The following is a 21,278-nucleotide window of genomic DNA, read 5'->3' as shown; positions in this document are numbered from 1 at the left end:
TGGCGACGCTGCGCTAGCGCAGCGCCGCAGCCGACCAAACCATGAACCAATGTCACCCATCCATCCGGTCTGTTCTGTTACCCATCCATCCGCTGGACAGCGAAGCGCCGGATGAGGGGTCTCTGTCCGCGAACTCAAACTCGCGGAGAGAGACCCCTCACCCGGATCGCATCTCCGACGCGATCCGACCTCTCCCACAAGGGGAGAGGTGCACCGACTGCGTGGCCGCACGCTCACCCGTTCTCCACCAAAAATTCCACCCGCTCCGCCGCAAAGCGCGAGTGCTTGGTCACCAGCGGCTTGCCCGCGAGATCATGGTCGGTCGCGTCGACCACCAGGATCGGACGTCCCAGCGGCAGATCGAGTCGCGCGGCGTCGGTCGCGTCCACGATGCCGGCGGTGATCCGGGTGGCGCCGCGGCTGTAGTCGCGGACGCCGTAATGCTCGAGCAGTTTCGTCATCGAGCGCGTCGCGGCGAACACGTTGCCCGCGCCCGGAAACAACTCCGCCGACAGCCAGGTGGTGGAGACGCAGATCGGCGTGCGGTCGGCGAGGCGTATCGTCTCGATCCGCACCAGCGGTGCGCCGGCCTTCAATCCCAGTTCGCGCGCCAATTCGCGGGTCGCGACGTCGTCGGACGCCTCGATCAGCCGGCCATGCGGCTCGCGGCCGTCTGCGCCGACGATTTCGGAGAAGCGCGTGCGCGAGCGCAGCGGATAAGCGAGGCGCTGCGCTTCGACATAGGTTCCGCTGCCGCGCTCGGCGCGCACGAGGCCGCGCTCGGCAAGCGCGGCAAGCGCGCGCCGCACGGTGTGGCGATTGACGCGATAGGTTTCGGCGATCTCCATCTCGCCCGGCAGCTTGTCGCCGGCCGCAAAGCGGCCGTCAGCGATGCCGCGCTCGATGCCGTCAGCAACGAGGCGCCACAGCGCGACGCCCGAAGAGGCTGTGTCCTGCATGCTCATGTTGCCCAGAAGCCTACTTCAGAAATCACACGTTTGTCACGAAACAGACATGGCGCTTCGGTATCAAGTTGTCTAGTATCATAGACAACTTGGATTCGGCAAGTTTGGTGGATTCGTGACTGAGAACAACAATCAGCAAGCCCAGCGCAAGGCCGCGATGGCCGTGCTGGCGCACGCGGAGGCGGACGAGATCGCCGCTCGCCTCCGCACAATCGCCTTACCCGGCCATCAGGATCTGCGCGCGCCCGAAAACGGCCTCGTCATGCTGCGCGGCCGAGTCGGCGGCGATGGCGCGCCATTCAATCTCGGCGAAGCGACGGTGTCGCGCGCCGCGGTCCGGCTTGCGAGCGGCGAGGTCGGCTTCGGCTACACGCTGGGGCGAGACGGCGAGAAGGCGCGACTGATCGCGCTGTGCGATGCGCTGGTGCAGTCGCGGGATTTTGGCGCGGCCGTCGAGCGGGACGTTATCGCGCCGTTGCGCGAGCAGCTTATGGTGAGGCGCAAGCAGGCGGCGGCCGAGACCGCCGCGACGAAGGTTGATTTCTACACCATGGTGCGCGGTGAGGGGTGAGGCCATGACCACGATTGCGGAATTGCCGCCGGGTTTCGTCGACAAGGTGTTGTCGGCACAATCGACCTTTCGCTCGGTCATGGACGCGATGGCACGGCCGGGCGCGGTCCAGCGCATCGTGCCGATGGCGGGAGCGCCTGATACGATGATGCGCGGCACCGCCGCGATCGCGCTGACGCTGTTCGATCACGATACGCCGCTCTGGCTCGATGCGCGGATGACGGATAGCTCCGACATCGTGAAATGGCTGAAGTTCCACACCGGCGCGCCGGCCGTGCAGGACTGTTCGATTGCGAGTTTCGCGCTGATCGCCGATGGCACCGCGCTGCCGTCGCTCGATCGCTTCGCACTGGGCACGAGCGAATATCCGGATCGTTCGACCACATTGATCATTCAGGTCGAGAGCCTGGACTCGGGGCGCAGCTTCGAACTGCGTGGCCCCGGCATCGATGGCGTCGCGACGCTTCGGGCGTCGATCAAGCCTTTCGACCTGTTCGAACGGCTGCGTGTCAACGAGGCACTGTTTCCGCGCGGCACCGATGTGGTGCTGGTCGCCGATGACTCCGTGGTTGCGATCCCGCGCACCACGCGTGTCGTGAACAAGGGAAGCTAGTCGCATGTATGTCGCAGTCAAAGGGGGCGAGCGTGCCATCGAGAACGCCCACCGCTTGCTCGCACATGCGCGGCGCGGCGACCAGAACGTTCCGGAACTCACGCTCGACCAGATTTCGGAGCAGCTTGGCCTCGCCGTGGACCGCGTCATGAGCGAGGGTTCGCTCTATGATCGCGAGCTTGCGGCGCTTGCGATCAAGCAGGCGCGCGGTGATCTGATCGAGGCGATCTTCCTGGTCCGCGCCTTCCGCGCCACCCTGCCGCGCTTCGGCGCGAGCGAGCCGGTCGACACCGGCACGATGCGCGTGCAGCGGCGGGTGTCCTCGACCTTCAAGGACATTCCCGGCGGCCAGATCCTCGGGCCGACCTTCGACTATACGCATCGCCTGCTCGATCCCACGCTCGCCGAGGGCTCTGCGCCCGAGGCGCCGGCGATGGCCGAGGCCTCGACGGCGCCGACGCCGCGTGTGACGGACATTCTGGGCCGCGACGGCCTGATCGAATCCTCGCCGCAGGCCGAGGACGGCGCCAGCGTCGGCGATCTCACCCGCGAGCCGCTCAACTTCCCGGCGGATCGTGACCTGCGCCTGCAAAATCTCGCGCGCGGCGACGAAGGGTTTCTGTTGGCCATGGGCTATTCCACCCAGCGTGGCTATGGCCGCAATCATCCCTTCGCCGGCGAAATCCGCTTCGGCGAGGTTGAGGTCGAAGTTTTCGCTGAAGACGTCGGCTTCGCCGTGCCGCTCGGCTCCATCGCGCTCACCGAGTGCCAGATGGTCAACCAGTTCAAGGGTTCTGCCACGGAAGCACCGTGCTTCACCCGCGGCTACGGTCTCGCCTTCGGCCAGAGCGAGCGCAAGACCATGTCGATGGCACTGGTCGATCGCGCGCTCCGTGCCCGCGAACTCGGCGAAGAAGCCGCCGCCCCCGCGCAAGATGAAGAATTCGTGATGTCGCATTCGGACAACGTCCAGGCCACCGGCTTCGTCGAGCATCTTAAGCTGCCGCATTATGTCGACTTCCAGTCCGAGCTCGGCCTGTTGCGCAAGCTGCGTCAGGAATTCGCTGATGCCCATGCGCCTGATGCCATGAAGGAGGCCGCGGAATGAACGCGCCCGCCTACAATTTCGCCTATCTCGACGAGCAGACCAAGCGGATGATCCGCCGCGCGATCCTTAAGGCCATCGCGATTCCCGGCTATCAGGTGCCGTTCGCCAGCCGCGAAATGCCGATGCCCTATGGCTGGGGCACCGGCGGCGTGCAGGTGACCGCTGCGATCCTTGGGCCCGATGACGTACTGAAGGTGATCGACCAGGGCTCCGACGACACCACCAACGCGATCTCGATCCGCAAATTCTTCGCCAAGACTGCGGGCGTGGCGACGACGACGGCGACGGACGAGGCGACCGTGATCCAGACCCGCCACCGCATCCCGGAGACGTCGCTGCACGAGAATCAGGTGCTGGTCTATCAGGTGCCGATTCCGGAGCCCTTACGTTTCCTCGAGCCGCGCGAGACCGAGACGCGGCGCATGCACGCGCTGGCCGAATACGGCTTGATGCATGTGAAGCTCTACGAGGACATCGCTCGCTTCGGCCACATCGCGACGGCTTACGCCTATCCCGTGAAGGTCAACGCGCGCTACGTGATGGACCCGTCGCCGACGCCGAAATTCGACAATCCCAAGATGGACAATTGCCCGGCGCTGCAACTGTTCGGCGCCGGCCGCGAGAAGCGCATCTATGCGATCCCGCCCTATACGCAGGTCGTGTCGCTTGACTTCGAAGACCATCCCTTCGAGCCGTATCGCTTCAACGCGCCCTGTGCGCTATGCGCGGCGGAAAATTCCTATCTCGACGAGATCGTGACCGACGACAACGGCGGGCGCATGTTCGTCTGCTCCGACACCGACTATTGCGAGGGCCGACAGGCCGCGGGCCACCACGGCAGCCTGAGCGCCGCGCCGTACAAGGAGAAGGCGGGCTCACATGGCTGATCAAGACTCGGCTGATCTCGACATGCTCGAAAACGACCAGCCCCTGCTCCTCGCCGAGTCACTCAGCAAATCCTATGGCCGCATCGCCGCGTGCCGCGATGTGTCGTTCTCGCTCTATCCCGGCGAAGTGCTGGCGATCGTCGGCGAATCCGGCTCGGGCAAGTCGACGCTGCTCCAGCTCCTGTCGGGTCAGCTCGCGGCCAGTGGCGGCCAGGTGTCCTATCGGATGCGTGACGGGGTCACCCGCGATCTTGCCACGCTGGGCGAGGCCGAGCGGCGCCTCCTGTTCCGCACCGATTGGGGTTTTGTGCACCAGGATCCCGCGCAGGGGCTGCGCATGGCGGTCTCGGCCGGCGCCAATGTCGGCGAGCGGCTGATGGCAGTGGGGTGGAATCACTACAGCCGCATCCGTGATACCGCGTCGGACTGGCTGACCCGCGTCGAGATCGACATCGCGCGCATCGACGATGCGCCGCGCACCTATTCCGGCGGCATGCGCCAGCGCCTCCAGATCGCGCGCAACCTCGTCACCGAGCCGCGGCTGGTGTTCATGGACGAGCCGACCGGCGGTCTTGACGTCTCCGTGCAGGCCCGCCTGCTCGACCTCCTGCGCAGCCTCGTCGCCGAGCTGCACCTCGCGGTCATCATCGTCACCCACGATCTTGCGGTCGCACGGCTATTGTCGCATCGCGTGATGGTGATGAAGGGCGGCCGTGTCATCGAGACCGGTCTCACTGACCAGGTGCTCGACGACCCTCGAGAGCCTTATACCCAACTCCTCGTCTCCTCGATTCTGCCGCCATGAGCCTTCCAATATGAGTCCTCCGATGACCGCCATGATCGACATCGCCGCCGCGAAAAAGACCTTTACGATGCACCTGCAAGGCGGCATCGAATTGCCGGTCGTCAGCGGCGTGACCTTTCACGTCAACGCGAGCGAATGCGTCGTGCTGTCGGGGCCATCAGGCGCCGGCAAGTCGTCGATCCTGAAGATGATCTTCGGCAATTATCGCTGCGACTCCGGCCGCGTCGGCATCCGCCATCGCGGCACGCTGATCGATCTTGCCGCCGCCGAGCCGCGGCAAGTCCTCAACGTCCGCCGCGCGACAATCGGCTATGTCAGCCAGTTCCTCCGCGCGGTGCCGCGGGTTGCGACCGTCGACGTCGTTGCCGAGCCCTTGATCGTGAATGGCCTGGCACGCGCCGAGGCGCAGCAGCGCGCCGGCGAGTTGCTGCACCTTCTCAACATTCCGGAGCGGCTCTGGCAGCTGCCGCCGGCAACCTTCTCTGGCGGCGAGCAGCAGCGCGTCAACATCGCCCGCGGCTTCATCTCAGATATGCCGATCCTGCTGCTCGATGAACCGACCGCTTCGCTCGATGCGGCTAACCGCGCCGTCGTGGTCGAGCTCGTTGCCGAAAAGAAGCGCCAGGGCGTCGCCATGGTCGCCATTGTCCATGACGACGAAATCCGTCATCTAATCGCCGACCGCATCGTCGACGTCACCAGCTTCGCCGCCGCGGCCTGAAGGAAGTGGACATGAACGCCAAGCCGAAGGACACCGTGATCGCCCACGCCAGGATCGTGCTGGCCGATCGGGTGATAGAGCAGGGCTGGCTCGCTGTTGCGGACGGACGCATCGCCGAGATCGGCGAGGGCAGGGCCCCCACGGGTGCGGAGGATGCCGGCGGCGACCTCATCATGCCTGGCTTGATCGAGCTCCACACCGACCATCTCGAAGCGCATTACGTGCCGCGGCCAAAAGTGTTCTGGAATCCGGTCGCGGCCGTCGTCTCCTACGACGCCCAGCTCGCGACGTCAGGCATCACCACGGTGTTCGACTCGCTCCGGGTCTGGCGCGAGGACGGCGCCGAGGAAGTCGATGGCCGCGCCGGCGTGCTCGCCGCCGCGATCACCACCGCGCGCGACGCCGAGTTGCTGCGTGCCGACCACTTCCTGCATCTGCGCTGCGAAATCCCGATGCCGAGCGTGGTGGAGGAGGCCAAGGAGCTGATCGACCGTCCCGATGTCCGCTTGATGTCGCTGATGGACCATACCCCCGGCCAGCGCCAGTTCCGCGACAAGGTCAAGCTGCGCGACTATTACCGCGGCAAAGGCGGCGGCAAGACCGATGCCGAGCTCGACGAGCTGTTCGCGAAGCGCTTCGAATATCAGAAGGCCTATGCCGCGACCAATATGCGCGAGATCGTGGCGTTGGCGCACAAATACAACATTCCGCTCGCGAGCCATGACGACACCACCGAGGAGAACGTTCTGGACGCCGTGCGCGATCGCGTTTCGGTGGCGGAATTCCCGACCACGCTGGAGGCCGCGCGCGGCCTGCATCTGGCCGGCATCGACATCCTGATGGGCGCGCCGAACGTCGTGCGCGGCGGCTCGCACTCCGGCAACATCGCGGCGGTCGACCTCGCCCGCGAAGGCTTGCTCGATATCCTGTCGTCGGACTACATTCCCTCGAGCCTCCTGATGGCTGCGCTGCATTTGCCGCAGCACGTGCCCGCCATCAGTCTTCCGGCGGCGATCCGCACGGTGACGAAGGCGCCCGCCGAGGCGGTCGGCCTGTCCGATCGTGGCGAGGTCGCGATCGGCAAGCGCGCCGACCTGATCCGCGTGCACGTCGCCGGCAATGTTCCCGTCGTCCGCAGCGTCTGGCGCGAAGGAAGCCGCGTCGCATGAGCGAGACCGAGGCCATGGCGCAGGACGCGGCCGGCGGGTCCGGACCCGGACGGCTCGTGCTCGTGGTCGGTCCGAGCGGCGCCGGCAAGGACACGCTGCTGCGGCTCGCGCAGGCTGCCTGCATTGACGATCAGAACGTCGTCTTTGCGCGCCGTGTCGTCACGCGTGAATCCTCCGAAGCCGAAGACAATATGGCGATGAGCCAAGGCGAATTCCGCCGCGCGCGCGAGCACGGCGATTTCGCCGTGCACTGGGAGGCGCACGGGCATCTCTACGCTCTCCCGCTCGAAATCAACGATGACATCCGTGCTGGCCGGACCGTCGTCGCCAATGTTTCGCGCACGGTGATCGGCGCGCTGCACCAGGCGTACGCCAATGTCGTGGTGGTCGCGATCACGGCGCCGCCAGACGTTCTGGCGCAGCGGCTTGCCGCGCGGGCGCGTCACAGCGACGGCAATATCGCGGAACGGTTGTCGCGCAGCGTCGACGATGCGTCGGCGCATGCCGACGTCACCATCCTCAATGCCGGCAGCGCGGAATATCACAGCCGCCAGCTGGTGCGCGTGATCAGGAACGAATGCTGGCACGACTAGCGGTCGGCGGAACAAGGAGAGTGGAAGAATGTCGGTGATCGAAACGGTCGAACAGTTAGAGGCCATCTACGGCGTCACCAATGACGCCTCGACCGTGAAAGTCGCCGACCACGTCACCCCGCTCTATCGCATCTTCATCGAGAAGGCGCCGTTCGCCGCGCTCGCCACCATCGGGCCCGAGGGCATCGACTGCTCGCCGCGCGGCGACCTGCCCGGCTTCGTCCGCATTCACGATCCCCGAACGCTGATGCTGCCGGATCGCCGCGGCAACAACCGGGTTGATTCCTTGCGCAACATCGTGCGCGATCCGCGTGTGTCGCTGATGTTCCTGATCCCCGGCTCCGGCAACGCGGTGCGGGCCAACGGCCGCGCCCGTCTCTCCGTCGATCCCGAGCTGTTGGCGTCCTTCAAGGTCGAGGGCAAAGCGCCGCGCAGTGTCATGGTGATGAACGTGGAAGAAATCTATTTCCAGTGCGCCCGTGCCATCGTCCGCTCCGACCTCTGGAATCCCGACAAGCGGATCGATCCGAAGACGCTGCCGACGCCCGGCCAGATTCTCGCCGAAATGAACCAGAACAGGGTGGGTGGTGCGGAGTACGATCGCATCTGGCCGGAGCGCGCGGCCGCGACGATGTGGTGAGCTTTGTTTCCCTCTCCCCTTGTGGGCTAAGGCGTGCACACATCTTTCGGTCGTTGGTCAGCACCCATAGAAAGCGCGAGTCTTTTCAATGATAGCTGACCGACCGCTCTTTGGGCGGTTCCGAAATCCGGGGTCATCTAAGTCCCTGTATTAGATTCCATTTTTGAGATGTGTGCATGCCTTAGCCCACAAGGGGAGAAGGGAAGCGCAGTCATGATCATCTCGCACTAATTAAACGCCATCCCGCCGCTCAGCGCGACCGTCTGCCCCGTCATGTAGGCATTCCCGACCAGCAGCATCACGGCTTTCGCCACCTCCTCCGCCGTGCCGAAGCGGCCGAGCGGGATGCGGCTGACGAGCTGGGGCTGGCCGCTCATCATGTCGGTCTCGATCAGCGACGGAGCTACCGCGTTGACGGTGATGCCTTCCTTCACCAGCCGCGCCGCATAGCCGCGCGTCAGTCCCTCCATGCCGGCTTTGGATGCATTGTAGTGCGGGCCGATCGAGCCGGCGCCGCGCGCGGCACCGGAAGAGATGTTCACGATGCGGCCCCATTTGTTCGCGCGCATCGGCGGCAGCACTGCCTGTGTGCACAGGAAGACGGATTTCAGGTTGACCATGATGGTGCGGTCGAAATCGTCTTCCGTGAGATCGTCGACGCCGCGCGTGATCGCGATGCCGGCATTGTTGACGAGGATGTCGATGGGGCCGAGCTTTGCTGCGAGGCGCTCGACCATTCCGACGACCGCTTCGGCTTGGGAGACGTCAGCGGCGATTGCGACGGCCCGTCCACCGCTCTTGTTGATCTCGTCCGCCAGCTGCTCGGCCTGCCCGATCCGCTCGCGGCAGTTGATCGCCACCGCCGCGCCGGCCTCGGCCAGCAGGCGGCAGACCGCCGCGCCAATGCCGCGCGAGCCGCCAGTGACCAGCGCTATGTGCCCCTTGAGACTGTCTGGCATGGGAGGTTCCGTTCCATCCGGTGATGACCGGATCGTCAGTCAGCAACCGCGGGCGTTCAACTCACAAGATCGCTACAGGACCTCAACCGCGGCGGCGCGCCCTGGTGCGCGCCGCCTTCTTTGCGGCGGCGGAGCGGGTCTTGGCGCCCTTGGTCTGACTCGCCTTGCGCGCGGCGGCCGAACGTGATGCGGCAGTACGCCGGCTCGCGGCGGCCTTGCTCTGCTTCGACAGTGCACTTCGCGATGCGGTCGAGCGCGGCTCCTTCTTCAGGACACCCTCGACCGCCCGCGACACGCGCGGCCTGCGCTTCGGGGTGCGTTTGCCCTGTCCCGCCTCATAGGCATATTCGGCACTGCGGCGCGTCGCCTTCTTGGCGCGTCCTTTTCGCGGCGGGGGCAGATCGACACCGGCGCGACGCGCCTCGGACAGCCCGATGGCGATGGCCTGCTTCGTCGAGCGCGCGCCGTGCTTGCCTTTTCTGATCTTGTCGATCTCGTCCTTGACGAATTCTCCGGCCTGCGTGCTTGCCGATTTACCGGCACGCTTGTCTTGTCGGGCTTTGCGAACGACTTCTTTTCTTGGCATAAGTCAGTTCCCTCTGAAATTCACAGGGATGTCTGACTGCAACGCGCAAGATGGACAATTGATCCTGTCAGTTCCTTAGCGCCACCAGCAGTTCATCCGGGCGCTCGGCCATGATCATGTGGCCGGCGCCCGGCACGACGACGGTCCTCGCGTGGGGGATCGCCGCGGCAAGCGCCTTGCCCGCCTTGGCCGGGGTCATCATATCGCGCTCGCCGAGGATAAGCGTCGTCGGCACCTTCACGCTCGCGGCGGCGGCAAGCGCATTCGCGTAAGCATTGCAGGCCGACAAATCCCTGAACAGCACGCCCGGCTCGCAATGTTTCAGCACGGCTTGCGCGCCGCCATGCATCCACAGGCCCGGTGCAAGGCTGCCGCCGAGCTCGGCGTTGAAGCCGAGACCCCAGATCGAAACCATGTCGTTTGCATCCTGATCGTTGGCTTCGGCGGCCTTCAGGAGATCCGGACCGACCGTCATGGTCGCGGCCGTGCCGATCAGGCTCAGTGCAGAGACTTTGCCAGGATGCCGCGCCGCTGTTTCCAGCGAGATCAGCGATCCCATGGAATGGCCGATCAGATGCGCCTTCGTGGCTCCTGCCGCATCGAGCAGCGCCGCAATCCAGTCGGCCATCTTCGCGATGCTCGACAGTGACGGTCCGGCCGAGCGGCCGTGGCCGGGCATATCAGGCGCCAGCACGCCATAGCCGTGATGGGCGAACCAGCGCGTGTGCAGCGCCCAGGTCGAACGATCGAAGCCGGCGCCATGGATGAAGACGACCGCAGGCAGGGACTTGTCGAAGTCGCGGCCGCCGGTTGCGACAAACACCTCGGCGCCGTTGACGGAGAGCTTCATGGTATCAGACCTTTTGCGAGATGCGCAGCGCTTGGGTGAGATCGTCGATGATGTCCGAGGCGGTCTCGATGCCGACCGACAGCCGCACCAGCTCTTCGCCGATGCCGGCGGCCTTGAGCTGCCCGGCGTCCATCTGCTGATGCGTGGTCGAGGCGGGATGGATCACCAGCGTCTTGGCGTCGCCGACATTGGCGAGATGGCTGATCATGCGCAGCGATTCGATGAACTTGCGGCCCGCGGGCCGCCCGCCCGTGATGCCGAAGGAGACGATCGAGCCCGCGCCGCGCGGCAGCAGCTGTTTTCCCAGCTGATAGTCGGGATGGGTCTCCAGCGAGGGATGCAGCACCCAATCCACCGCCTTGTTGGCTTTCAATGCCTCCAGCACAGAGTACGTATTCTGCATGTGGCGATCCATGCGCACGCCGAGCGTCTCGACGCCCTGCAAGAGCTGGAACGCGTTGGTCGGCGACAGGCAGGCGCCGAAATCGCGAAGGCCTTCGGTGCGTGCGCGCATGATGAAGGCGGCGGTGCCGAACTGCTCGTCGAAGACGATGCCGTGATAGCCGCCATAGGGTTCGGTCAGCACGCCGAATTTACCGGAGCCGCGCCAGTCGAAGCGGCCGCCGTCGACGATGGCGCCGCCGATCGCGATGCCGTGGCCGCCGATCCATTTGGTCGCCGAATGCATGACGATATCGGCGCCAAGCTCGATCGGCCGGCTGAGATAGGGCGTGGCAAAGGTGTTGTCGATCAGGAGCGGAATCTTCGCGTCATGGGCGAGTGCTGCGACCTTCGGAATGTCCAGCACCTCGAGCCCGGGATTGCCGATGGTTTCGCCGATTACGAGCTTTGTGTTCGGCCTGATCGCCGCGCGGAACGCATCGAGATCGCGCGGCCTGACGAAGCTGGTGGTGATGCCGAAGCGCGGCAGCGTGTGCGCCAGGAGGTTGATGGTGCCGCCATAGAGCGAGCTCGATGCGACGATATGGTCGCCGGCGTTCAACAATGTGGCGATGGCGAGATGCAGCGCGGCCATGCCGCTCGCGGTGCAGATCGCGCCGACGCCGCCTTCGAGCGCGGCAAGCCGCTCCTCCAGCACGCCGGTGGTCGGATTGGAGATGCGCGTATAGATGTGGCCGGCGCGCTCCAGATTGAACAGGGCGGCGGCGTGATCGGAATCCTGGAACACGTAGGACGTGGTCTGGTAGATCGGCACCGCGCGGGCGCCGGTCGCGGGATCCGGATGCTGGCCCGCATGCAGGCTCAGGGTCTCGAAGGCAGGCGGTTTCGGCGCGGGCATGCGTGGCCTCGTTGGTCGATCGGCGGAGGCGGCCCTTGTGCCACAAAATGGTGCGCGAAGTCAGCCCATTGACAGCGCCGGTGTACTCCCTCTCCCCGCAAGCGTCTGTGCCTTAACCCCGGATCGCCTGCTCGATGATCCGCGCCTCCCGCAGCAAAATCTCCACGACCTCCTGCTCGCGGCGCGGGCCGAGCCTCGTTCGAACGGCGGAGACGGTGATCGCAGCAGCGGGGCGGCCGTCCGGCGTCTTGATCCAGGTCGAGATCGATTTCGTGCCCTGCACCAGGCCGATCTCCCGCATGTTGTATCCCCGCCGTCTCGCGGCGGTGACCTGGCCGAGCACCGTCATGACGTCGGTCTGGTAGGCCCCGAACCTCGTCTCGTTCGCTGCGACGATTTTTCGCGCATCCTGCGCCGGCATCGCGGCGAGGATGGCGACGCCGGCGCTAGAGACGCCGAGCGGCCGGCGCGCGCCAACCTCGATCGACAGCACCTGAATCGGATAGACGCCGATCCTGCGATCGACGCAGAGCGTGTCGTTGCCGGTCCGCACCGTCAGGAACAGCGTGTCGCCGATCTCGGTCGAGGCACGCCGCAGCGACGGATTTGCGGCGACCAGCAGCCGCGAAGGCCGCGCCCGTGCGAGCGCCAATTCGGGCACCTGATTGCCGATGGCGTAGCGGCCGCTTTTGCCGTGCCGTTCGACGATGCCCTCCTCGATCAGCGCGTGCACGATGCGATATACGGTCGGACGGGTCAGGCCGGTCGCCCGCACCACCTCGGCCAGCGGCACGCCGTCTTCGCGGCCAGCGGCAAGAATGCGCAGCACCGCGAGCGCGCGCCGGATCGCCTGCGCGCCCTGTCGCGGCTCTGCCGTTCCGTGGGCGGACCTTGAGGAATTTGTTCTGTCCATCATATGGACAAGAACGCCATAATTCACTCGACAGGTAAAGCGCTCATCGGGAGATTGCGCCGCGATCGAGCGCCATGCGACGTCAGGCATTCGATGTGGAATTGGAAGCGCCGCCGGGAGGTTAACATGAGATTAATCTGGATTGCCATAGCAGCCGCGATGCTGGCGGGACCTGCGTCGGGCCAGCAATGGCCGGCGCGCACCGTCAAGCTGATCGTGCCCTATCCGGCCGGCGGCAATGTCGACAGCGCCGCGCGCATCGTCGCGGACAAGCTGCAGGAACGCCTCGGCCAGCCCTTCATCATCGAGAACAAGGCGGGCGCCGGCGGCATGATCGCGGGCGAAGCCTTCGCGAAATCGGCGCCCGACGGCTACACGCTGTTCGTCGGCGCCAACGGCCCCGTGCTGTTCGCGACCGAAATCAACAAGCGCGACGCCTATAGCTGGAAGAAGGACTTCCTGCCGATCTCGACGATCTCGATGACACCGCTGGTGCTCGAGGTCCATCCGTCGGTGCAGGCGGCGAATTTCAAGGAATTCATCGATCTCGCCAAGCGCGAGCCCGGAAAGCTGACCATGGCCTCGCCCGGTCCCGGCACCACCAACCATCTGCTCAGCGAGCTGATGCAGTCGAGCCTCGACCTGCAATGGGTCACCGCGCACTACCGTGGCAACGCGCCGGCGATCAACGATCTGCTGGGCGGCCAGGTGCAATTCGCATTCGACCAGCTCACGGTCAGCCTCCAGCACATCAAGGCCGGCCTGTTCCGGGCGCTGGCTGTGACCAGCCCGCATCGCCTGAAGTCGCTGCCTGACGTGCCGACCTTCGCCGAGCTCGGCTACAAGGATTTCGACGGCCAGACCTTCACAGGCCTGTTCGCGCCCGCAGGTACGCCGGCGCCTGTTATCGACAAGCTGCACGAGACGCTGGCCGCGATCCTGAAAGACCCCGCCGTGGTCGACAAGTTCGAGAAGCTCGGCGGGGAGGCAGTTCCGATGACGCCGGACGAGTTCAGGGCCTATCTCGAGCGCGAGGATGCCAAATGGATTCCGGTCGTGCGCAAGGCCAACATCAAGGCTGACTGATCGATGCGGATCGACCCTACCGAGCTCGGCGCGGAGCGCATCTACCGGCTGATGACCGGCATCGTGGTGCCGCGTCCGATTGCCTGGGTGACGAGCCTGTCGCGCTCGGGCGTGCTCAACCTCGCCCCCTTCAGCGCCTTCACCTTCGTCTCGCAGAAGCCGCCGATGCTCGCCATCAGCGTCGGCCGCAAGGGCGCGGACTACAAGGACACCGCGCACAACATCCTCGATACCGAGGAATACGTCATCCACATCGCCGATACGCCGCTGATGCAGGCCGTGCACGACAGCTCGATCGAGCATCCGCCTGAGATCAGCGAGGTCGCCGAGCTTGGCCTCGAGACGCTTAGCTGCGAGCGCATCAAGGTGCCACGCCTTGCGGCCGCGCCGGTGGCGATGGAATGCCGCTTCCGGCAGTGCCTCGAATTCGGCGACGCGCGCAGCCGCCTCATCGTCGGCGAGGTCGTGATGTTCCACATTCGCGACGGCCTCGTGACCGACGGCAAGGTCGAGACCTCGGCGCTCGACCCGATCGCGCGCATCGGCGGGCCGCGCTACGCCGGTCTCGGCGAGATCGTGACGCTGCGCGGCGTGTTCCAGACCCCTAAATCGACCGAGTAAGCGCGCAGCCTTGGATCGCGCCTGAACGCCATTGGAGAACGACAATGCGACTGGTGAGCTATCTCTTGGACGGAGAGCCGCGCTATGGCGCAGCCGTTGAAGGCGGCGTGATCGATCTGACCAGGCGGATCGGCCGCGACTTTTCCGACGTCAAGGCGCTGATTGCGGCCAACGCGCTGGGTGACGCGCAGGAAGCGATCGCCGGACAAGAGCCGGACCACGCACTCGACGATCTCGTCCTGCTGCCGCCTGTGCTCGCGCCCGAAAAGCTCTGGTGCATCGGCGTCAATTACGCCGAGCGCAACGCCGAATACAAGGACAGTTCGGACCTGCCCAAATATCCCAGCCTGTTCGTGCGCAGCATGTCCTCAATGACCGGTTCCGGCCAGCCGCTCGAGAAACCCAGAGTTTCGGACCAGCTGGACTATGAAGGCGAGCTCGTCATCGTGATCGGGCAGGGCGGCCGTCACATTCCGCGCGAAAAGGCTTGGGCGCACATCTTCGGCATGACTCTGTGCAACGAAGGCACGATCCGCGACTGGCTGCGGCACGGCAAGTTCAACGTCACGCAGGGCAAGAACTTCGACCGCTCCGGCAGCATCGGCCCGTGGATCGTCACTGCGGACGAGCTCGACCCGCGCGGACCTCATGACATCATCACGCGCGTCAACGGCGAGGTGCGGCAGCAGGACACCACCGTGCGGCTGATGTTCCCGTTCGATGCCCTGATCTCCTATCTCTCGACCTTCGCGACCCTGAAGCCCGGCGACATGATCGTGACGGGGACGCCGACCGGAGCCGGCGCGCGCTTTGATCCGCCGCGCTGGCTCAAGGTCGGCGACGTCGTCGAGGTGGAGTCGAGTCGCATCGGCGTGCTGCGCAACACCGTAGCTGCGGAGCAATAGGTCATGCTGGACGCCGCCACGATCGAACGCCTCGCCGCCCGCCTCGATGAGGCCGAGCGCACCAAGGCGTTGATCCCGATGTTCTCGAAAGAATATCCCGGCTTCACCATCGAGGATGCCTATGCGGTCCAGCGCGCCTGGACCAAGCTCCAGCTCGGGCGCGGCCGCATCATCAAGGGCCACAAGATCGGCCTGACCTCGAAGGCGATGCAGAACGCGGTCGGCATCTCCGAGCCCGATTACGGCGTTCTGTTCGCCGATATGTTCTATGCCGACGCCACGCCCATCCCGTTCGACCGCTTTCACGCGCCAAAAATCGAGGTCGAGCTCGCCTTCATGCTGAAGGCGCCGCTGCGCGGGCCGGATTGCAGCATCTTCGACGTCCTCAACGCCACCGATTACGTGACGCCCGCGCTCGAGATCCTGGAGACGCGCATGCACCGCGTCGATCCCGAGACCGGCAAAACGCGAAAAGTCATGGACACGATCTCGGACAACGCGGCGAACGCCGCGCTGGTGCTCGGCGGCCGCCCGTTCCGCCCCCTGGATGCAGATCTGCGCTGGATCGGCGCGCTGCTGTTCCGCAACGGCGAGGTCGAGGAGACCGGCCTTGCCGCCGGCGTGCTGAATCATCCCGCCAATGGCATTGCCTGGCTCGCCAACCGTCTCGCGCCGCATGACGAACACCTCGCGGCCGGCGAAATCGTGCTGGCGGGATCGTTCACGCGTCCCGTGGACATCCGCCGCGGCGACACTTTTCATGCCGATTACGGCACCTTCGGCTCGGTGTCGTGCCAGTTCGTCTGACCCAACAACAAAGAGGAAGCGAGCCATGACGGGTGACACGCGACGCAAGAGCATCCATATCGGCGGCTTCAAGCACGCCAATCCGATTCCGAACGCCTGCCGCATCGGCAATCTCGTGATGTCCGGCGTCATCCTCGGCCGCGATCCCGCGACCGGCGTCATGCCCGAGAGCCTGGACGCCCAATGCGCCAACATGTTCGCGCATATGAAGGCGACGGTGGAGGCCGCCGGCGGCACCACCGACGACATCATCAAGATGACGGTGTGGCTGAAGGACCGCACGCAGCGCGGCCCGGTCAATGTCGAGTGGCTGAAAATGTTTCCGGACGAGCATTCGCGCCCGGCGCGCCATGCGCTGCCGATGGACAACATGGACGGCGGCGCGCTGGTGCAGTGCGACTTCACCGCAATGATCGACTGAAGGAGCATTTTGCATGCCGACCTATCTGCCGTTCGACCCGAGCCCGCGCCGCCCGGTCAAGGCACCGCCGCCGAAGACCGTCGACAGCCAGTTTCACGTGCTCGGTCCCGTGGACAAATATCCGGAGCGTCCCGGCGCGGCCTATCGGATGCCGACCGCGACCTGGGAAGCGGCGCTGCGCGTCCACAAGGCGCTCGGCATCGAGCGCGGCATCATCGTGCAGACCACCACTTACGGTGCCGACCATGCGGTCGTGCTCGACGGTCTCGCCGCGATGGGCCCAAACTATCGCGGCTGCGCCAATGCGCTGGTGTTCGCGGAAGCGAACGACGCTTATCTTGCCAAGCTGCACGACGCCGGCGTGCGCGGTGCGCGCTTCAGCTTCCGCCAGGAGCTCGGCGCCGTGCTGTCGGATGCCGATTTCGCCCGCGCCATCGCGCGGATTCGCGAGCTCGGCTGGTATGTCAAGATCCAGCCCGAGAAGGACGGCATCGTCTCCAGCGTCGCCAAATACGAGAATCTCGACGTACCCGTGCTGATCGACCACATGGCGCGGCCCGATCCGGAAGCCGGCAAGAACGATCCGAATTTGCGCAAGATGCTCGAGCTGCTCGCCAAGGGCAATTTCTGGGTGATGCTGTCGCTCGGCGAGAAGACCTCCAAGGCCGGCCCGCCCTACGACGACGTGATCCCGATCGCGCGCGCCTATATCGAGGCAGCACCCGACCGCTGCGTCTGGGCCAGCGACTGGCCGCACCCGGTGTCGGTGAAGCAGCCGCCCAACGACGCCGACCTGCTCGAATTGATGTACCGCTACGCGCCTGATCAGGCGGAGCTGGAACAGATTTTGGTGCACAATCCGGCGAAGCTGTTCGGCTATCCGGACTGAAGCGTCTCGAAGGATCGGCCGCAGGGAGACCCGCTTGACGCTCACCCCGCCAGCCGGTCCCGCACCTCGGCTGCGATCTCGAACGAGCGCAGCCGTGCGGCGTGGTCGTAGATCTGGCCCGTCGTCATCAGTTCGTCGGCGCCGGTCTCGGCGATCAGCGCCTTCAACTTCTGCTCGACGACGTCAGGCGAGCCGACCGCCGAGCAGGACAGCGACTGGCCAACCATCGCCTTTTCCGCCGGCGACCACAGCGCGTCCATGTCGCCAGTCGGCGGCGGCAGCGGGCCGGGCGTGCCGCGGCGCAGATTGATGAACTGCTGTTGCAGCGATGAGAACATCCGCTGCGCCTCCGCGTCGCTGTCCGCGGCGAACACGTTGACGCCGACCATCGCGTAGGGCTTGTCGAGCTGCGCCGAGGGCTCAAAGCGGGCGCGATATTCCCGTAGGGCCGGCATCATCATTTGCGGTGCGAAATGCGAGGCGAACGCAAACGGCAGGCCGAACATCGCGGCGAGTTGCGCGCCAAAGGTGCTCGATCCCAGGATCCACAGCGGCACTTTCGTTCCCATGCCGGGCACGGCGCGGATCGCCTGGTTCGGCTGCACATCGCCGAGCAGCGCCTGCAATTCCAAGACGTCATGCGGAAAGTTTTCGGAGCTCGTGGCGAGGTCGCGCCGTAGCGCCCTTGCCGTGAACTGGTCGGTGCCCGGCGCGCGGCCGAGTCCGAGATCGATCCGCCCGGGATAGAGCGATTCCAGCGTGCCGAACTGCTCGGCGATGACCAGCGGCGAATGGTTCGGCAGCATGACCCCGCCGGAGCCGACGCGGATCGTCCTGGTCCCGCCCGCGATATGCCCGATCACCACGGACGTCGCCGCGCTCGCGATCCCCGTCATGTTGTGGTGCTCGGCCAGCCAGAACCGCTTGTAGCCCCACGCCTCGGCATGCCGGGCAAGATCGAGCGAGTTGGCAAACGCCTGCGCCGCATCGCCGCCCTGACGGATGGGCGCGAGATCGAGCACGGAAAAGGGGATCATGGGAGGCTACCGGAGTGAAGGATCTTGCGCGAGCATGCGCATCTGGAACGTGACATGTAGTGTCAGCGCGCAGGATGGGTAGAGCACTTGCGAAACCCATCTTGTTTCGTCATCGCGCAAGGCTCGATGGGTTTCGCTTCCGCTCTACCCATCCTGCGAAGCTGTTCGAGCGGCCTGAAACCCCATTCACAACCCCGTTATTGCGACCTGGTGCGCCCTTCGTCTCAACTGGGCGTCTCGCGCCTGTTGTTGTACTCTCAGTGGAGCCACTGCAGCGTCGCCAGGAGGAACCGACATGACCACCGTCGTACTCAACCGCCGCAATTTCCTCGCCGCCGGCGGCTCCGTCCTGGCAACCGGAGTCTTGGCAACCGGGGTCTCCGGGCTGCTGTTGCCTGCCCGCGCGGAAGGCCTCGCGCCGACCGATTCGATGTCGGGCGGGGCGAACAACTACCGCAAGGGCGCCGCGATCGTGGAGCGGATCGGAAAGGGTGGCTTCTGGATGAGTGGCACCGTACGCCGCGCCGGCGATGGGGCTCCGCTCGCCGGGCAGCGCATCCAGATCTGGGCGCACACGACCGAAGGACAGGAGCACGAACCGCAGAGCCACGGCGCCACGCTCACCGACAAGGATGGGAAGTTCCGGCTCGAGATGCCGCAGATCATTCCCATCTTCGGCCAGCCGCATGGCCACCTCGCTTATGACAGCGGTGAATTCAAAACCGTTTTCCTGCGGCCAGTGATGCGGAGCGCAAAGGAAACCAGCCTCGAGGCGCATTTCGTCCTTCAGCCGGCCTGATAGCCTTGCCAATGAAGGGGTGGCAATCGACCCGGGCGACCCTGATCTGGGTCGCCCTTGCTTTGGCCATTTGCGTGCCGATCGCCATTGCTGCGGGAAGCGAGCTGATGGCATGGCGCGGTCCGGTCTACATCCTGGCCGGATTCGCCGGGATCATTGCGCTCGGTCTTGTGCTCATTCAGCCGTTGCTGATTGGCGGATACCTGCCGGGACTGTCGGCGTATCGTGGACGGCGCGCCCATCACTGGATCGGCGGCGCGCTTGCTCTGGCGGTGGTGATCCACGTCGTTGGCCTCTGGATCACCAGTCCGCCTGACATGATCGACGCGCTTCTCTTCGCATCGCCGACGCCGTTCTCCCCCTTTGGCGTGATCGCCATGTGGGCCATCTTCACTGTTGCGCTTCTGGCTGCCCTGCGCCGGCGATTGGGACTGCGACTGCGAAATTGGCGCATCATCCATATTCCCCTCGCGATCGTCATCGTTGTGGGGAGTGTGGCCCATTGCCTGCTGATTGAGGGGACGATGGAAACAGTCTCAAAGGCGGCGCTTTGCGCGCTCGTCCTCGCAGCGACCATCAAGGTCATCGCTGACCTCTGGAGAAAGCGGGCGTTGCGCAGCAGTAGCGCGTAGGATGGGTTTCGCTTCCGCTCTACCCATCCTACCGGCTGATTGCCGCTGACGGCGACGGGGCGTATGTTCGCGCGATGGTTGTCGGTGCCCCCGATCTGAAAGCGTTCCTGCTCGCGACGCCGTTCTTCGGTGGTCTCCCGGACCCAAGTCTCGATCTCCTGAGTTCGATGTTGGTCGAGTGCCGCTTCGATGCCGGCGCGACCGTCGTGGTGGAAGGCGAGCCGGGACGCTCGATGTTCATCGTCAAATCCGGTCGGCTGGCGGTGAGCAAACGGGCGAGTTCGGGGAGCGTCATCCCGATTTCGGTTCTGGAGCCCGGCGATTTCTTCGGTGAAATGACGCTGATTGAAATGCAAAATCGCTCCGCCACGGTCGCCGCGGAAAGTCCGGCGGTGCTGTACGAGTTGAACGCCCAAAATTTCTACGCCTGCTACAAGGCCGATATCCACGCCTATGTGATCGTCCTGCAAAACATCAATCGCGAGCTATGCAGACGGCTGCGTCGTTCCGACGATCGCTTCACCGGACATCAGGTGGGTGACGACAATTGATCGTGCGTAGCCCGTAGGATGGGTAGAGCACTTGCGAAACCCATCATGCTTCCTCACCGAGCAATGGCTCGATGGGTTTCGCTTCGCTCTACTCATCCTGCGAGCTCGCTGCTAGCCGGCAGGGGTGGGAACAAGACGGTCAACGATGCCGGAGCCCTCATCAACGAGCTGTTGACCGCTCATCCAAATATCGCGGTCTGAGATTTTCTTGCGCATGCCAGCAAGCCAGACTCCGTTGACGCCGCGGATGCCGATGTCGTTACGGAAGAACTCGTCGGTGGCTTGCGTCTCGATTGTCTTTACGGCTTGCGAGAAGAGGGCGTTCTCCAAGTCGCCGAACTCCCGCCGCTTCATGTTTTCCCTGGCGTTACTGTTCAAGCTGGCCTGGTGAAACATGAAGAAGGCGTCGGGATCGGCCATGCGCTTGCTGCCGGCAAGAAAAATCGAAACGCACATTGAGGCGCAGACGCCGGCTTTCTGGACGAGCGTATCGATAGCTCGATTGCGCGCTCGGATCGCTGCGACGACTTTTCGCCCATGTTCGATCGAGCCGCCCGGCGAGTTTAGGATGAGGACGAGCCGGCGTGGATCCGCCTTGTAACGATCGAAGGCGGCCGTGACACGCTCGCTCATCGGCTCCTGCACCGGCCCGCTCCAACCCAGCACGATGCGGTCCGGCTCTTCGTTGATCGACAAGGTCTGCCGGGATGCCACATCTCCGGAGCCGGAAGGCATTTGGAAAACGGACCAAACGAGCAGGATGCCGCAGGCGCCGCCGGGAATTGTGAGCCGTGACACGGTCTATCGCCTCAGATCAGCGAGGGTGACATTCTCGGCCAGGAGGTCGGTC

Annotated in this window: 26 protein-coding genes; 18 read left to right on the top strand and 8 right to left on the bottom strand. The window is 65.0% G+C overall.

What is annotated here, in order from left to right; all coding sequences use genetic code 11:
• Positions 1-233: 233 nt before the first annotated feature.
• Positions 234-965 (bottom strand): phosphonate metabolism transcriptional regulator PhnF, encoded by a 732-nt coding sequence (gene phnF / locus IVA80_RS23755; protein WP_247436038.1) that lies wholly within the window; start codon positions 963-965, stop codon positions 234-236.
• Positions 966-1,122: 157 nt separating this feature from the next.
• On the opposite strand from phnF, the gene phnG reads away from it, so the two are divergent.
• From phnG to IVA80_RS23710, 9 genes are read left to right on the top strand one after another with little or no spacing between them, the layout of a single operon-like run.
• Positions 1,123-1,536, top strand: a complete 414-nt coding sequence (gene phnG / locus IVA80_RS23750; protein WP_247436059.1) for a phosphonate C-P lyase system protein PhnG — start codon at positions 1,123-1,125, stop codon at positions 1,534-1,536.
• A gap of 4 nt (positions 1,537-1,540) precedes the next feature.
• Positions 1,541-2,149, top strand: coding sequence for a phosphonate C-P lyase system protein PhnH (phnH, locus tag IVA80_RS23745; RefSeq protein WP_247436036.1), 609 nt, complete (start codon positions 1,541-1,543; stop codon positions 2,147-2,149).
• Between the two features lie 4 nt (positions 2,150-2,153).
• Positions 2,154-3,257 (top strand): carbon-phosphorus lyase complex subunit PhnI, encoded by a 1,104-nt coding sequence (locus IVA80_RS23740; protein WP_247436034.1) that lies wholly within the window; start codon positions 2,154-2,156, stop codon positions 3,255-3,257.
• On the top strand, positions 3,254-4,144 hold the full coding sequence (locus IVA80_RS23735; RefSeq protein WP_247436032.1) for an alpha-D-ribose 1-methylphosphonate 5-phosphate C-P-lyase PhnJ: 891 nt from the start codon (positions 3,254-3,256) through the stop codon (positions 4,142-4,144). The genes IVA80_RS23740 and IVA80_RS23735 overlap by 4 nt, the downstream gene beginning before the upstream one ends.
• Positions 4,145-4,166: 22 nt before the next feature.
• Entirely contained in the window at positions 4,167-4,949 is a 783-nt protein-coding gene (phnK, locus tag IVA80_RS23730; RefSeq protein ID WP_247436056.1) for a phosphonate C-P lyase system protein PhnK, read from the top strand.
• A gap of 22 nt (positions 4,950-4,971) precedes the next feature.
• Positions 4,972-5,670 carry a phosphonate C-P lyase system protein PhnL gene (phnL, locus tag IVA80_RS23725; protein ID WP_247436030.1) on the top strand — a complete coding sequence of 233 codons (699 nt, stop codon included), beginning with the start codon at positions 4,972-4,974 and terminating at the stop codon, positions 5,668-5,670.
• An 11-nt stretch (positions 5,671-5,681) separates the two neighbouring features.
• Entirely contained in the window at positions 5,682-6,839 is a 1,158-nt protein-coding gene (locus tag IVA80_RS23720; protein WP_247436028.1) for an alpha-D-ribose 1-methylphosphonate 5-triphosphate diphosphatase, read from the top strand.
• Positions 6,836-7,432, top strand: coding sequence for a phosphonate metabolism protein/1,5-bisphosphokinase (PRPP-forming) PhnN (gene phnN / locus IVA80_RS23715; protein ID WP_247436026.1), 597 nt, complete (start codon positions 6,836-6,838; stop codon positions 7,430-7,432). The genes IVA80_RS23720 and phnN overlap by 4 nt, the downstream gene beginning before the upstream one ends.
• 28 nt (positions 7,433-7,460) lie before the next feature.
• Entirely contained in the window at positions 7,461-8,072 is a 612-nt protein-coding gene (locus IVA80_RS23710) for a pyridoxamine 5'-phosphate oxidase family protein (protein ID WP_247436024.1), read from the top strand.
• 227 nt (positions 8,073-8,299) lie between these two features.
• On the opposite strand, the gene IVA80_RS23705 is transcribed toward IVA80_RS23710, so the two are convergent.
• The 5 genes from IVA80_RS23705 to IVA80_RS23685 all read right to left on the bottom strand — a co-directional run bounded on the left by IVA80_RS23705 (position 8,300) and on the right by IVA80_RS23685 (position 12,680).
• On the bottom strand, positions 8,300-9,031 hold the full coding sequence (locus tag IVA80_RS23705) for a 3-oxoacyl-ACP reductase family protein (protein ID WP_247436023.1): 732 nt from the start codon (positions 9,029-9,031) through the stop codon (positions 8,300-8,302).
• Between the two features lie 82 nt (positions 9,032-9,113).
• Entirely contained in the window at positions 9,114-9,617 is a 504-nt protein-coding gene (locus IVA80_RS23700) for a DUF6496 domain-containing protein (RefSeq protein WP_247436020.1), read from the bottom strand.
• Between the two features lie 67 nt (positions 9,618-9,684).
• Positions 9,685-10,467, bottom strand: a complete 783-nt coding sequence (locus IVA80_RS23695; protein WP_247436017.1) for an alpha/beta hydrolase — start codon at positions 10,465-10,467, stop codon at positions 9,685-9,687.
• 4 nt (positions 10,468-10,471) lie between these two features.
• Entirely contained in the window at positions 10,472-11,767 is a 1,296-nt protein-coding gene (locus tag IVA80_RS23690) for an O-acetylhomoserine aminocarboxypropyltransferase (RefSeq protein WP_247436014.1), read from the bottom strand.
• A 112-nt stretch (positions 11,768-11,879) separates the two neighbouring features.
• The gene (locus tag IVA80_RS23685; RefSeq protein ID WP_247436052.1) at positions 11,880-12,680 is read right to left on the bottom strand and encodes an IclR family transcriptional regulator; all 801 of its coding nucleotides are present in this window, start codon (positions 12,678-12,680) and stop codon (positions 11,880-11,882) included.
• Between the two features lie 126 nt (positions 12,681-12,806).
• Here IVA80_RS23685 and IVA80_RS23680 point away from each other — a divergent pair, with 126 nt between their 5' ends.
• From IVA80_RS23680 to IVA80_RS23655, 6 genes are read left to right on the top strand one after another with little or no spacing between them, the layout of a single operon-like run.
• Positions 12,807-13,766, top strand: coding sequence for a tripartite tricarboxylate transporter substrate binding protein (locus tag IVA80_RS23680; protein ID WP_247436011.1), 960 nt, complete (start codon positions 12,807-12,809; stop codon positions 13,764-13,766).
• Positions 13,767-13,769: 3 nt separating this feature from the next.
• Complete coding sequence (locus IVA80_RS23675) at positions 13,770-14,387, top strand: flavin reductase family protein (RefSeq protein ID WP_247436008.1); 618 nt, start codon at positions 13,770-13,772, stop codon at positions 14,385-14,387.
• A gap of 44 nt (positions 14,388-14,431) precedes the next feature.
• Positions 14,432-15,292, top strand: a complete 861-nt coding sequence (locus IVA80_RS23670) for a fumarylacetoacetate hydrolase family protein (RefSeq protein WP_247436005.1) — start codon at positions 14,432-14,434, stop codon at positions 15,290-15,292.
• A 3-nt stretch (positions 15,293-15,295) separates the two neighbouring features.
• A complete protein-coding gene (hpaH, locus tag IVA80_RS23665) occupies positions 15,296-16,099 on the top strand; it encodes a 2-oxo-hept-4-ene-1,7-dioate hydratase (protein WP_247436002.1) in 804 nt (267 codons plus the stop codon).
• Positions 16,100-16,124: 25 nt separating this feature from the next.
• Positions 16,125-16,520, top strand: a complete 396-nt coding sequence (locus IVA80_RS23660) for a RidA family protein (protein WP_247435998.1) — start codon at positions 16,125-16,127, stop codon at positions 16,518-16,520.
• 13 nt (positions 16,521-16,533) lie between these two features.
• Entirely contained in the window at positions 16,534-17,409 is an 876-nt protein-coding gene (locus IVA80_RS23655; protein ID WP_247435995.1) for an amidohydrolase family protein, read from the top strand.
• Between the two features lie 41 nt (positions 17,410-17,450).
• Here the strand turns inward: IVA80_RS23655 and IVA80_RS23650 are convergent, their stop codons facing one another.
• Complete coding sequence (locus IVA80_RS23650) at positions 17,451-18,446, bottom strand: LLM class flavin-dependent oxidoreductase (RefSeq protein WP_247435992.1); 996 nt, start codon at positions 18,444-18,446, stop codon at positions 17,451-17,453.
• A gap of 295 nt (positions 18,447-18,741) precedes the next feature.
• Here IVA80_RS23650 and IVA80_RS23645 point away from each other — a divergent pair, with 295 nt between their 5' ends.
• From IVA80_RS23645 to IVA80_RS23635, 3 genes are all read left to right on the top strand, one after another.
• Entirely contained in the window at positions 18,742-19,245 is a 504-nt protein-coding gene (locus tag IVA80_RS23645; RefSeq protein WP_247435989.1) for a Twin-arginine translocation pathway signal, read from the top strand.
• An 11-nt stretch (positions 19,246-19,256) separates the two neighbouring features.
• Entirely contained in the window at positions 19,257-19,877 is a 621-nt protein-coding gene (locus tag IVA80_RS23640) for a ferric reductase-like transmembrane domain-containing protein (protein ID WP_247435985.1), read from the top strand.
• A 74-nt stretch (positions 19,878-19,951) separates the two neighbouring features.
• Positions 19,952-20,428 (top strand): cyclic nucleotide-binding domain-containing protein, encoded by a 477-nt coding sequence (locus IVA80_RS23635; protein WP_247435983.1) that lies wholly within the window; start codon positions 19,952-19,954, stop codon positions 20,426-20,428.
• Positions 20,429-20,539: 111 nt separating this feature from the next.
• On the opposite strand, the gene IVA80_RS23630 is transcribed toward IVA80_RS23635, so the two are convergent.
• Entirely contained in the window at positions 20,540-21,226 is a 687-nt protein-coding gene (locus tag IVA80_RS23630; protein WP_247435980.1) for an ATP-dependent Clp protease proteolytic subunit, read from the bottom strand.
• Positions 21,227-21,278 lie beyond the last annotated feature (52 nt).

This window comes from Bradyrhizobium sp. 139 (assembly GCF_023074175.1).
Lineage (GTDB): Bacteria > Pseudomonadota > Alphaproteobacteria > Rhizobiales > Xanthobacteraceae > Bradyrhizobium.
The sequence above is the reverse complement of the archived record's forward strand: the minus strand, read 5'-3'. Positions and strand labels throughout refer to the sequence as shown.